Below are 12,462 nucleotides of genomic sequence, written 5' to 3' on the forward strand. Positions count from 1 at the left end.
ACACCCAACGGCACCGACCCGCGGCAGATCCTCCGCCGCGGCGCATCCACAGGACATCCTCGAACGGCTGAGCAGCAAAAGTGAACACAGATATCTTCCAGTCCAGCGCCTTCCCGTCCGGCGACGGGGTGCCGGAAGCGGAACCCCTCGCGCCGGACAACCGCTCCCTTGAGGAGCGCATCCTCGGCGGCCTCGACGCCGAACAACGCGACGTCGCCAGCACCCTGCAGGGACCCATGTGCGTCCTCGCGGGCGCAGGTACCGGAAAGACCCGCGCCATCACCCACCGGATCGCCTACGGCGTGCACTCCGGGGTGTACAGCCCCCAGCGGCTGCTGGCCGTCACCTTCACCGCCCGGGCGGCGGCCGAAATGCGCAGCCGCCTCCGCGACCTCGGCGTCGGCAACGTCCAGGCCCGGACCTTCCACGCAGCAGCGCTGCGCCAGCTCCAGTTCTTCTGGCCCCAGGCCGTCGGCGGAGTCCTGCCCAACCTGCTGGACCACAAGGCCCAGATGATCGCCGAGGCCGCCCGGCGGCTGCGCCTCAGCACCGACCGCGCCTCGATCCGGGACCTGGCCTCCGAAATCGAATGGGCCAAAGTGTCTATGCTGACGCCCGCCAACTACCTGGAAAAAGCACAGGGCCGCGGCACTCCGGGCGGCTTTGACCTGACCGCCGTCGCCCGTGTCTTCCAGTCCTACGAGGACGTCAAGACCGACCGGAACGTCATCGACTTTGAAGACGTCCTGCTGATCACCGTCGGCATCCTCCAGGAGGACCCGAAGGTCGCCGCCACCGTCCGCGAGCAGTACCGGCATTTCGTCGTCGACGAGTACCAGGACGTTTCGCCGCTGCAACAGCGGCTGCTGGAACTGTGGCTGGGCGGCCGTGACGAGCTGTGCGTCGTCGGCGACGCCAGCCAGACCATCTACTCGTTCACGGGCGCCTCGCCGAAGCACCTGCTCGGCTTCAAGGCGCAGTACCCCGAGGCCACCGTAGTCAAGCTGATCCGTGACTACCGCTCCACCCCGCAGGTGGTGAAACTGGCCAACGAGCTGCTGGGCGGCCGGCGCAGCGGCGGCCCGGCTGCCGACGCCGCCTGGGCCACGCCCCTGCAGCTCGTGGCGCAGCGCCCGCCCGGCCCGGTCCCGCAATTCACGGAATGCTCCGACGACGAGGCGGAGGCCGCCACCGTGGCGGTCAAGGTGCGCGGACTCCTCGACGCCGGCACCCCGGCCAGCCAGATCGCCGTGCTGTTCCGCACTAACGGCCAGTCCGAGGCCTACGAACAGGCGCTGGCCTCCGCCGGGATCGGCTACCAGCTGCGCGGCGGCGAACGCTTCTTCGCGCGCAAGGAAGTCCGCGACGCCATCCTGCAACTGCGGGCAGCCACCCGGGCCGTCGCGGAAACCGCCAGCCCCGAGCCGCTGGGCCAGCTCGTCCGCGACATCGTCGCCTCGCTGGGATACACCGAGGCCGCCCCGCACAGCGGCGGTGCCCTCCGGGAACRCTGGGAATCCCTCGCGGCGCTCGTGGCGCTGGCCGACGAGCTCGTGGTCAGCCGCGGTGCCCAGTTCACCCTCTCGGAGTTCGTCAACGAACTCCAGGAACGCTCCCTCGCCCAGCACGCCCCGACCGTGCAGGGCGTCACGCTCGCCTCGCTGCACGCCGCCAAGGGCCTCGAATGGGATGCCGTGTTCCTCGTCGGGCTCAGCGAGGGCCTCATGCCGATCTCCTTCGCCGACAGCCCCGAGTCAGTCGATGAGGAACGCCGGCTGCTGTACGTCGGGATCACCCGCGCCAGGGAGCACCTGTTCCTGTCCTGGTCCACGGCGCGCACGCCGGGCGGGCGCGCCAACCGCAAGCCCTCGCGCTTCCTGGACGGGCTGCGTCCCGACTCCGTGGCCAGCTCCTCGGCCCGCGGCAAGGGACCCGCGCCGCGGCGCAAGGCCGCCGTGCCGGCCACCTGCCGGGTCTGCGGGACCATGCTCTCCTCCGGCGCCGAACGCAAGGTGGGCCGCTGCAACCAGTGCCCGCCCAGCTACGAGGAGCAGACCTTCGATGCGCTCCGGCAATGGCGCAAGGACATCGCGCTCGAGGCCGACGTCCCCGCCTTCGTGGTCTTCACGGACGCAACCCTGACCGCCATCGCCGAAGCCCGGCCCGAATCCCTCGAGCAACTGGCCACGTTGCCAGGCGTGGGCCCGTCCAAGCTGGAGAAGTACGGTGAGGCAGTACTGGCAGTGCTGGTCGAAAGCGCCACCGTCTGATGGCCGGCCGCAGCACCACACGTTCCGGCGAACGGGCAGGCAGCCCGGCAACCCCCGCAGCCACGCCGCTGACCACCGCCGACGGCGCCCCGGTGGAAGTGCGGCGCTCCGCCCGCCGCCGCCGCACCGTCGCGGCATTCTGGGAAAACGGCACCGCGGTGGTCGCCATACCGGCCTCCTTCAGCCGCGCCCAGGAACGCGAATGGGTGCACCGGATGCTGGAGAAGCTGCGGCTCCAGGGGGAGCGCGGTACGCGCGGCGTCGGCAGGCGGCGTCCGCGCAGTGATGCCGCCCTGGCGGCGTACGCCGCGGAGCTCTCCGCCAGGTACTTCGGCGGCCGGGCGGTGCCGTCCTCTGTCCGCTGGGTGGGCAACCAGAACTCGCGCTGGGGGTCCGCGACGCCGTCGGACGGGACCATCCGGCTCTCCGACAAGCTTCAGCCCATGCCGCAGTGGGTGATCGACTATGTGCTCCTCCACGAGCTGGCGCACCTGCTGGTGGCCGGCCACAACGCCGCGTTCTGGCGGCTGCTCGAGGCCTACCCGGACACGGCCCGGGCCAAGGCATTCCTCGAGGGCGTCTCCTTCGCCACGTCCCGCGGCCTCGCGCCGGCCGGTGACGAGGACGACGTGGACGGCGCCTGCGAGGGCAACGTGGACGCGAACACTAAAACCGTCTGAATTCCCTGCTCGGGCTGGCCGTTCAGGTTGGCACCACAAGACCGGCCGTAGCCGGCCGGCCCGCGTCGCCGAAGACCGGCCGTAGCCGGCCGGCCCGCGTCGCCGAAGACCGGTCGCCGGCGGCACGGAAAAGCCCCGGCAGGAACCGAAGTTCCGGCCGGGGCCATCGGGTATTCAGCTAGGGCTTGGGGTTCTCGCCGTTGCCGGCTGCGTCGCCGGTTTCGGCCTCGCCGGACTCTTCACCGGCGTCACCGGGTTTCCCTGATTCCCCTGCGCCATCGGTGTCTTCGGTGCCTTCTATTGACTGACCCGCGTCCTCGGGCTCGTCGAATCCGCCGCTCAGCAGCTTCTGCAGCGCGTCGTCAACCTCGGAGTCGCTGGCCTCGGCAAGCTTCCGGCGTTCGCTGAAGCCCTTCGGGTCTTCCAGGTCTTCGGCGGTGGGCAGCAGGTCCGGGTGGTGCCAGATGGCGTCGCGGCCGTCTACACCGCGTTCGTCCTTGAGCGTGGCCCACAGCGCGGCGGCCTCTCGGAGCCGGCGCGGCCGCAGCTCCAGTCCCACGAGGGAGGAGAAGGCGTGTTCGGCCGGTCCTCCGGTGGCGCGGCGGCGCCGCACCGTCTCGCGCAGCGCGGCAGCCGAGGGCAGCATCTTTTCGGTGGCGGCCCAGCTCAGTTCATCAACCCAGCCTTCCACCAGGGCAAGGGCGGTCTCGAGCTTCTCGAGGGCCTGCTCCTGCGCGGGGGTGCGCTGCGGCATAAAGACGCCCTGCGACAGGGCCTCCTGGATGCCTTCCGGGTTGCCTGGATCCAGTTCGCGGGCGAGTTCCTCGACCTTGGACGTATCGATGTGGATGCCGCGGGCGTATGCTTCGATCGCGCCGAGGAGGTGCCCCCGCAACCAGGGAACCTGGACGAAGAGCCGGGCGTGGGCTGCTTCACGGACTGCGAGGAACAGCCGGATGTCGTTCTCCGGCAGGCTGAGGCCTTCGCCGAATTTGGCCACGTTGGAGGGCAGCAATGCCATTTCGAGGTCGGCGAGCGGGACCCCGATATCCGTGGAGCTGACAACTTCTGCCGACAGGGCGCCGATGGCCTGGCCCAGCTGCATGCCGAAGATCGCCCCGCCCATGTTCTGCAGCATTGAGGAGGCGCCGCCCATCATGGACTTCATTTCCTCCGGCATCTGTTCGGTCATGGCGGCGGACAGCGCATTCGCGATGCTGTTGGCTACCGGCTCGGTCAGGCGTTTCCAGGTGCCGAGCGTTTCTTCAACCCACTCGGCCCGGGACCAGGCCCGGCCAATCAGTCCGGTGGAAGGCAGCCCGGTGACCTGGTCAAGCCACATTTCGGCCAGCCTCAGGGCCTCATCGACTTCCCGCGACTGCTGCGCCGTGACGGACGGGTCGGAGCCGCTGGCGGCTACGCGCCGGGCGTTCTCGTGCGCCAGTTGCCAGTTGACGGGGCCATCCGACGGGGCGCTCATCATCGCCTGGACCTGGGAGAACATCTGGGCGAGGAGGTTCGGGTCGTCCGGAAGCCCCGCGGCCTTCGCCAGTTCCGCAGGGTCAATGTTCCCCATGCCCTGGCCGCCCATCAGGTTCTTCAACATTTCTGCCAGCGGATCCTGGGGTTCCTCGTCGCCATTGGACGGATTAAGTGGGTTGGAGGTCATGATCCCGCCGATCGTCGGTGTGGCTGCTTCTCACGTTCACGGTACCCCGCTGCCAGCGGGCTGTCTGCTGAAACCCCGCCACGTTCGCTGTCGGCAAAGAGCCCGGCAGCCAGCCGAGCGCGTAGTGTTAGACACTGGAATATTTGCAGGCGGCAGCCGCGGCACAGGCTGCGGACGCGGTGCGCTGACCAGGGGTCCGCAGGGTCCCCGGGCGCCGGCACGGAGAGGTCCTTCATTGACAATTACGCAGGGCGGGCAGCCCGCCAGCGAGCCGGCCGCCGGCCAGTCCCGGGGCAGACGATCGCTCCTCTCCGGACCACGTTCCGCGGGGAAGCCGGACAAGCGCTCATCAGCCATGCTGGTGTCGGGGCTGCTCGCACTGGCGCTGGGTATCACCGCGGTGAGCCTGCCCGTCCCCTACGTCGTGGAATCACCCGGCCCGACGTTTAACACTCTCGGCAGTGACAACGGCAAACCGGTCATCAATGTCACCGGCCATGAGTCGTTCCCGGCGAAAGGCAACCTGGACCTCACCACCGTCTACGTCGACGGCGGCCCCAACGGTCCGGTGACTGTCGTGGAAGCGCTGTCGGCCTGGCTCAATGGCTCCAAGGCCGTCTACCCGGAAGAACTCGTTTTCCCCACGGGGGTCACGAAGGAACAGTCACAGCAGGAGAGCGCTGTGGCGATGACCACCTCGCAGGAGAACGCCGTGGCTGCCGCCCTCAAGGAACTGGGCATTCCGTTCGAGCAGAAAATGCAGGTCGCGGGTATCCCTGAGGGGTCCGCCTCCGCCGGCAAGCTCCAGGAAAACGACGTGCTGGTGTCCATCAACGGCAAGCCGGCCACCGCGCTGAGCGTCGTCCAGGCCGAACTGGCCGCCGGAAACGGCGCCCCGGTGGACGTCGTCGTCGACCGTGGCGGCAGCAATGTGACGGCAAACATCACGCCGTCGAAGACCCCCGCAGGGCGGTTCATCCTCGGCGTCATGCTGCAGTACCAGTTCAAGTTCCCCTTCGACGTCAAGATTTCCCTCGACAAGGTCGGCGGTCCCAGCGCCGGGATGATGTTCGCCCTGGGCATTGTGGACACCGTTACTCCGGGCGATATGACCGGCGGCAAGCACATCGCGGGAACCGGCACCATCACCCCCGACGGAGCCGTTGGCCCGATCGGCGGCATCAGCCAAAAAATGCACGGCGCGCGGTCCGGCGGCGCCACGCTGTTCCTGGCACCGGCCGCAAACTGCGACGACGTCGTCGGCCATATCCCGGACGGACTGCAGGTGGTTCGGGTCGAGACCCTGGCCGAAGCGCGGAAGGCGGTCGAACTGGCCGCGTCAGGGGCCGACACATCCGGTCTTCCGGTTTGCTCCACCAACTAGACTGGCCGCGGAACTAAGATCCGCTGCCACTCGTGGCACATATGACGGCTCCGCCGCCCCTTACGGGCGGTGCCGGCGGCAGGCACGGCGCGGCAACCTGGGTTGCCGCGTCGAAGCACCGCACTGATAACCAAAAACCAGTAACTGACGACCAGCTATGAGGTACCGAGTTTGTCCCGTCCCGCCAGCACTGTCCCGCCCGGAAGACCCCAGCAACGACGAGGCGCATTGACGCCGACGTTGATTGTGGTGGCCTTGATCGTGGTCGGCTTCATTTTCTTCGCCAATGTCTGGACGGACGTCCTCTGGTACCAGCAGCTGGGCTACTTCGAAGTTTTCCTGACCGAGAACCTGGCACGCATCGCCATCTTCCTGGCCGGCTTCGCCATCATGTTCGCCGCCGTCTTCTTCGCCATCCGCATCGCCTACCATGCGCGCCCGGTGTACGCACCGGACTCGGACATCCGCGACAACCTGAACCGCTACCAGGTCCAGCTTGAACCGGTCCGACGCGTCGTTATGATCGGCCTGCCCATCCTCTTCGGACTGTTCGCCGGAAGCGCAGCCGCCAGTCAATGGCAGAGAGTGCTCTTGTTCCTGAATCAGGAACCTTTCAACCAGAACGATCCGCAGTTCGGGCTCGACATCAGCTTCTACCTGATGACCCTGCCGTTCCTGGGCTTCGTCACCGGTTTCCTGATCAGCGTCACCATCGTCGCCGGCGTCGCCGGCATCCTGACGCACTACCTCTACGGCAGCATCCGGATCATGGAACGCGGCATCTTCACCAGCCGTGCGGCGCAGATCCATCTCGCCGTCACCGGTGCCGCCTTCCTGCTCCTGCTGGGCGCCAACTTCTGGCTGGACCGCTACGCATCCGTCCAGAACAGCGGCGGCCGCTGGGCCGGTGCGCTGTACACAGACGTCAACGCCGTCATTCCCACTAAATCCATCCTGGCCGTGGCCGCGATCCTCGTCGCCGTGCTGTTCGTCGTTGCCGCAGTGATCGGCAAGTGGCGGCTCCCTGTCATCGGCACCGCCATGCTGGTCATCACCTCCATCCTGGCCGGCGGCGTCTACCCCTGGGTGATCCAGCAGTTCCAGGTCCGCCCCTCGGAGCAGACGCTCGAGAAGCAGTACATCGAGCGGAACATCAGCATGACCCGCTCGGCCTACGGCCTGGATAAGGTCCAGGAGACGGTGTATAACGCCACCACCAACGCCACCACGGGCGCCCTGGCCCCTGACGCGCAGACCACGGCCAACATCCGCCTGCTGGACCCCAACCTGATCTCGGACGCGTTCTCCCAGCTCGAGCAGTACCGCCCCTACTACCAGTTCCCCAGCGCACTGAACGTGGACCGCTACGAGATTGACGGGAAGATCCAGGACACGGTCATTGCGGTCCGCGAGCTCAACCCCGACGGCCTGAGCGCCAACCAGCAGTCCTGGTTGAACCGCCACGTTGTCTACACCCACGGCTACGGCGTCGTCGCCGCCAAGGGCAACAAGTTCACCGTCGACGGCAAGCCCGAGTTCCTGCAGTCCGGAATCCCGTCCACAGGCGTTCTCGGCGATGATTCGACCTACCAGCCGCGGGTCTACTTCGGCGAAGACTCGCCCGACTACTCAATCGTCGGCGCCCCCGACGGCGCCCCGAACCGCGAGCAGGACCGGCCCGCCGCCAAGGAAGGCGGGGGCGAAACGCAGTACACCTTCACCGGCGACGGCGGCCCGAACGTGGGCAGCTTCTTCAACAAGGTTCTCTACTCGATCAAGTTCCAGTCCTCGGACCTGCTGCTCTCCGACGGTGTGAACGCCGAGTCGCAGATCCTTTACGACCGAAACCCCCGGGAACGCGTCGAAAAGGTTGCCCCGTACCTCACCGTGGACGGCAATGCCTACCCCGCCGTCGTCGACGGCCGGGTGAAGTGGATCGTGGACGGCTACACCACCAGCCAGTACTACCCGTACTCCCAGCAGGAGCAGCTGTCCGAGGCCACGGCTGACTCGCAGACCACTGCGGGGCGGACAGCCTCCCTGCCGAACACCTCCGTCAACTACATCCGCAACTCGGTCAAGGCCACTGTGGACGCCTACGACGGAAAGGTGACCCTGTATGCCTGGGACGATCAGGACCCGGTGCTGAAGGCGTGGCAGAACATCTTCCCGACCTCGCTCAAGCCGTTCTCGGAAATGTCCGGGGCGCTCATGAGCCACGTCCGCTACCCGGAGGATCTGTTCAAGGTCCAGCGGGAACTCCTGGGCCGCTATCACGTGACCCAGGCGGACAACTTCTACACGAACAACGACGCCTGGAGCGTGCCGAACGATCCGACCGTACAGAGCGACGTAAAGCAGCCCCCGTACTACATGTCCTTGAAAATGCCTGACCAGGACAAGCCGGCCTTCCAGCTGACCTCCTCCTTCATTCCGCAGGTGGTCAACGGAAACGCCCGCAACGTGCTCTACGGCTTCCTGGCCGCCGACTCCGATGCCGGCAAGGAGAAGGGCGTAAAGGCAGAGAGCTACGGCCAGCTCAGGCTCCTGCAGATCCCGCCGGAGACCAACGTCCCCGGCCCCGGCCAGGCGCAGAACAAGTTCAACTCCGACCCCACGGTCTCGCAGGCGTTGAACCTGCTGCGCCAGGGTGCGTCGGCAGTGCTCAACGGCAACCTGCTGACACTGCCGGTTGGCGGCGGCATGGCGTACGTCCAGCCGGTCTACCTGCGGTCCACGGGTGAAACCTCGTACCCCACGCTGCAGCGCGTCCTGGTGGCATTTGGTGACAAGATCGGTTTCGCGCCCACCCTGGATGAGGCCCTGAACCAGTTGTTCGGCGGTGCGTCGGGAGCGAGCGCCGGCGACTCGGCCAACAACGGAAGGACGCCCGCCGCGCCAGCGCCGGGCGGCACCCCGTCCGCACCGGGCAGCACCGACGCCAAGGCGGAGCTGAAGGCGGCCCTGGACGAGGCGAACGCCGCCATCAAGGCGGGCCAGGAGGCCCTCGCGAAGGGCGACTTCGCCGCCTACGGCGAGGAGCAGCGGAAGCTCTCGGCCGCCCTGCAGCGGGCCATCGACGCCGAAGCCAAGATCGCGGCGGCGGCACCGGCTCCCGCGCCGGCGGCCACTCCGGCACCGGATGCCACGACGCCGGCGCCCACCCCGGCCCCGACGCCCAGCAGCTGATGCACGGCTAAAGGACACACGGTTGAAGGCCGGGTCCGCGCTCCTCTGGGGGCGGGAACCCGGCCTTCGGCCTTCCCGGACCGCACTGTGTCGCAGCCGACGGCTGCACGGCGCAGCGCCGGGAGACGCACATCACGCCACCTCGATTTGGCCTCATGTTCACCGGCAGGTAGAGTTGATCTTGCGACGCGGGGTGGAGCAGTTCGGTAGCTCGCTGGGCTCATAACCCAGAGGTCACAGGTTCAAATCCTGTCCCCGCAACTGAAGAGAAGGTCCGGAACACTGGAAACAGTGTCCCGGACCTTCTGCTTTAAGCCGGCAGTTTAAGCCGGCAGAGGGCAGTTCGGGCGACGGCATGGCGGTCGCCCGGGCGACGTGTCAGGCGGTGGCTCGGACGGCGCCAAAAGTAGGGTAGTGTTGATCAAGCGACGCGGGGTGGAGCAGTTCGGTAGCTCGCTGGGCTCATAACCCAGAGGTCACAGGTTCAAATCCTGTCCCCGCAACTGAAGAAGAAAAGAAAGGCCCGGATCTGGTGATCCGGGCCTTTCTTGTTGTCACGGTTCGCCTGAATTCTGCCGGGCCCCTGAGCCGCCGGACCCGGGCGCGGCTGGTCTCGCCCGCTGCGGTCCGGGGGCACTTTGACACGGACACGCCGCGGAGGCCGACCTCAGGGCAGGAAATCGTGTCCAAAGGCGCCCCGGACGGCGAGCGGCAGTGTCAGTAGCTGCGGCCGGTCAGGCGGAGAGCGCCTCAGGCGTCTTTGAGCCTCTGGTACGTCTCCAACGCCCGGGCGCGGGACTCCGGCAGCCCGACCACCGGGTCCGGGTAGTCGGCTGCCGCACCGTTGGCCTTCCACGGCTCGTGGATCGCTTTGTCGTCCAGCCCGGACAGCTCCGGGAGGAACTCGCGCAGGTAGCGGGCGCCGGCGTCGAACTTCTTGCTCTGGGTGACCGGATTGAAGATCCGGAAGTAGGGCGAGGCGTCGGCGCCGGACCCGGCCACCCACTGCCAGTTCGCGGGGTTGCTCGCGGCGTCGGCGTCCACGAGCGTGTCCCAGAACCAGGCCTCGCCGAGCCGCCAATCTGCCAGGAGGTTCTTGACCAGGAAACTCGCGGCGGCCATCCGGACGCGGTTGTGCATCCAGCCGGTCTGCCAGAGCTGTCGCATGCCGGCGTCGACCAGGGGATAGCCGGTGCGGCCCTGCTGCCAGGCCCCGAGTTCGGCGTCCGACGGCGTCTGCCAGGCGAAGCGGTCAAACTCGGGCCGGTAGTTGCGGGTGGCCAGCTCCGGGTTCTCGTACAGCAGCTGCCAGCAGAATTCCCGCCAGCCGAGTTCGGTCCGGAAGATCCCGACGTCGGACGGCGCCGCGGGGCCGAAGCGTCCGCGCAGTGTGTGCCAGATCCGGAACGGGCTGATTTCGCCGAACCGCAGATGGGGGGAGAGCCGGCTGGTCCCTTCGACGCCCGGGGTGTCCCGGCCGGTGCCGTAGTCCTCCGCCGGGCCGTCGAGGAAGTCCTCAAGCCGTTCGTGGGCACCGGCTTCCCCGGGCTGCCAGGTGTCCGCGAGGCCGGCACTCCAGTCCGGCGTGCGGGGGAGCAGCCCCCAGCTGTCGAGGTCGTCGCCGGCGGGGAGTCCACCGTCCGCGTCCACAGCCGGCGCCGGGAGGCGCTCCGGGGCGTCCAGGGGGAGCCGGGGCTCCGGAGCATCCAGGCAGGCCCGCCAGAAGGGCGTGAAGACCTTGTACGGCCCGCCCGCCCCGGTCCGCACGGTCCACGGCTCAAACATCAGGTTCGCCTGGAAGCTGGAAGCAGTGAGCCCCTGTTCAGCGGCCCAGGTTTTGACGCCGGCGTCCACCTCGCGTTCGGGCCCCCCGTAGCGGCGGTTCCACAGCAGCGTCGAGGCCCCGGATTCTTCGGCGAGCTCACGGATGATGCCCGCAGCCTCGCCACGGCGCAGCAGCAGGCGTGATCCTGCGGCCTCCAGGCCGGCGGCGAGGTCCGCCAGGGAGTGGTGCAGCCACCATTTCGTGGCGCCGCCGAGGGGGCGCACGCCGGGGGAGAACTCGTCGAGGATGTACACCACGGTCAGCGGCTGTCCCAGTGCGGCCGCCTCGCTCAGGGCAGGGTTGTCGTCCAGCCTGAGGTCGTCGCGGAGCCAGACAAGGGTCGAAGACAGGGATCCCGAAGACATGGATCAACGGTACACGCGCAACCGCCGTGCCCGGGGCGGCCGGGTACCGGCTGCGCGGCAGGACACAGCAGAGGCCGGGCCCCGGTGACCCGTCTACCGACGGTCCCGGGCCCGGCCTCTGCAGATATCCGGTGCCCACAGTCCGGCGGAAGCCCGCCGGGGAAGTGCCTAGAGCTTGTCGAAGTCGGCTTCGTCGACCGTCGAGCCGGCTGCCCGGCCCTCGCCGGCGCCGATGGCCGCGGGGGAGCCGCCGGACTTCAGCGCGGCAAGCCGCGCCTCGATCTCGGTCTGCTCGCCGAGGTCCTCCAGCGAGTTGAACTGTGCGTCCAGGCTGGACGCGGCAAGTTCCTGCTGGCCGCGGACCTTGGCCTCCTCGCGGCGGATCTTCTCTTCGAAGCGGCCCACCTCGGACGTGGGATCCATGAAGTCGATGCTCTTGAGGGCATCGTGCACCTGGGACTGGGCAGCCGCGGTCTTGGACCGCGCCACCAGCTCGTTGCGCTTGCTGGTGAGCTCGTTGAGCTTGCCCTTCATCTGGTCCAGGCCGTGCTTGAGCTTGTCCACGACCTCGGACTGCGAGGCGATGCTCGGCTCGGCGGACTTCGCCTCGTTCTCCGCGGACATCTGGCGCTGCAGCGCCACCTTGGCCAGGTTGTCGAACTTCTCGGCGTCGGTGATGTCACCCTTGGCGCGGTACTCGTCGGCCTTGCGGGAGGCTGCGAGGGCCTTGTTGCCCCAGTCCTTGGAGTTCCGGATGTCTTCGTTGTAATCATCCTGGAGCATGCGCAGGTTGCCGATGGTCTGGGCCACCGCGGCCTCGGCTTCGGCGATGTTGTTGGTGTAGTCCCGGACCATCTGGTCCAGCATTTTCTGCGGGTCCTCGGCCTGGTCCAGCAGGGAGTTGATGTTGGCCTTCGCCAGCTGCGCCATGCGGCCGAAAATGGACTGCTTCATGGTGATACCTTTCGTCCTGCTCAGTGGGTTCCCACTGAATTCGGTGAACTATGTACGTATTGCTTCTATCCGCCGTTCGGAGCGTTCCCCTGGCGCCTAGTCTGTGTCTGCCGCGTGCGCGGCCGG

7 protein-coding genes and 2 tRNA genes are annotated in these 12,462 nt (G+C 67.8%); 6 read left to right on the forward strand and 3 right to left on the reverse strand.

Annotation, left to right across the window (positions count from 1 at the left end):
• Window positions 1-128 precede the first annotated feature (128 nt).
• Together AB4Y67_RS04140 and AB4Y67_RS04145 are read left to right on the forward strand one after the other, a co-directional pair.
• Window positions 129-2,270 (forward strand): ATP-dependent DNA helicase UvrD2, encoded by a 2,142-nt coding sequence (locus AB4Y67_RS04140; RefSeq protein WP_441404699.1) that lies wholly within the window; start codon window positions 129-131, stop codon window positions 2,268-2,270.
• Window positions 2,270-2,950 carry a M48 metallopeptidase family protein gene (locus AB4Y67_RS04145; protein WP_441404527.1) on the forward strand — a complete coding sequence of 227 codons (681 nt, stop codon included), beginning with the start codon at window positions 2,270-2,272 and terminating at the stop codon, window positions 2,948-2,950. The genes AB4Y67_RS04140 and AB4Y67_RS04145 overlap by 1 nt, the downstream gene beginning before the upstream one ends.
• A gap of 178 nt (window positions 2,951-3,128) precedes the next feature.
• Here AB4Y67_RS04145 and AB4Y67_RS04150 read toward each other — a convergent pair whose 3' ends face one another.
• A complete protein-coding gene (locus AB4Y67_RS04150) occupies window positions 3,129-4,619 on the reverse strand; it encodes a zinc-dependent metalloprotease (protein WP_441404528.1) in 1,491 nt (496 codons plus the stop codon).
• A 235-nt stretch (window positions 4,620-4,854) separates the two neighbouring features.
• On the opposite strand from AB4Y67_RS04150, the gene AB4Y67_RS04155 reads away from it, so the two are divergent.
• From AB4Y67_RS04155 to AB4Y67_RS04170, 4 genes are all read left to right on the forward strand, one after another.
• The gene (locus AB4Y67_RS04155) at window positions 4,855-6,003 is read left to right on the forward strand and encodes a YlbL family protein (protein ID WP_441404529.1); all 1,149 of its coding nucleotides are present in this window, start codon (window positions 4,855-4,857) and stop codon (window positions 6,001-6,003) included.
• Between the two features lie 171 nt (window positions 6,004-6,174).
• Window positions 6,175-9,192 carry a UPF0182 family membrane protein gene (locus AB4Y67_RS04160; protein ID WP_441404530.1) on the forward strand — a complete coding sequence of 1,006 codons (3,018 nt, stop codon included), beginning with the start codon at window positions 6,175-6,177 and terminating at the stop codon, window positions 9,190-9,192.
• A 187-nt stretch (window positions 9,193-9,379) separates the two neighbouring features.
• Window positions 9,380-9,453: transfer RNA gene (locus AB4Y67_RS04165), tRNA-Met, on the forward strand.
• A gap of 168 nt (window positions 9,454-9,621) precedes the next feature.
• Window positions 9,622-9,695 (forward strand) — tRNA-Met (locus AB4Y67_RS04170).
• Window positions 9,696-9,942: 247 nt separating this feature from the next.
• Here AB4Y67_RS04170 and AB4Y67_RS04175 read toward each other — a convergent pair.
• The gene (locus AB4Y67_RS04175; RefSeq protein WP_441404531.1) at window positions 9,943-11,382 is read right to left on the reverse strand and encodes a cryptochrome/photolyase family protein; all 1,440 of its coding nucleotides are present in this window, start codon (window positions 11,380-11,382) and stop codon (window positions 9,943-9,945) included.
• 168 nt (window positions 11,383-11,550) lie between these two features.
• The gene (locus AB4Y67_RS04180) at window positions 11,551-12,336 is read right to left on the reverse strand and encodes a PspA/IM30 family protein (RefSeq protein ID WP_441404532.1); all 786 of its coding nucleotides are present in this window, start codon (window positions 12,334-12,336) and stop codon (window positions 11,551-11,553) included.
• Between the last annotated feature and the right edge of the window lie 126 nt (window positions 12,337-12,462).

The organism is Arthrobacter sp. YAF17, from assembly GCF_052113365.1.
Classification (GTDB): domain Bacteria; phylum Actinomycetota; class Actinomycetes; order Actinomycetales; family Micrococcaceae; genus Arthrobacter.

Coding starts and splice junctions, on each gene's coding strand:
- AB4Y67_RS04175 (WP_441404531.1), bottom strand. CDS start 11,382: ATGTCTTCGGGATCCCTGTCTTCGACCCTTGTCTGGCTCCGCGACGAC.
- AB4Y67_RS04180 (WP_441404532.1), bottom strand. CDS start 12,336: ATGAAGCAGTCCATTTTCGGCCGCATGGCGCAGCTGGCGAAGGCCAAC.
- AB4Y67_RS04145 (WP_441404527.1), top strand. CDS start 2,270: ATGGCCGGCCGCAGCACCACACGTTCCGGCGAACGGGCAGGCAGCCCG.
- AB4Y67_RS04150 (WP_441404528.1), bottom strand. CDS start 4,619: ATGACCTCCAACCCACTTAATCCGTCCAATGGCGACGAGGAACCCCAG.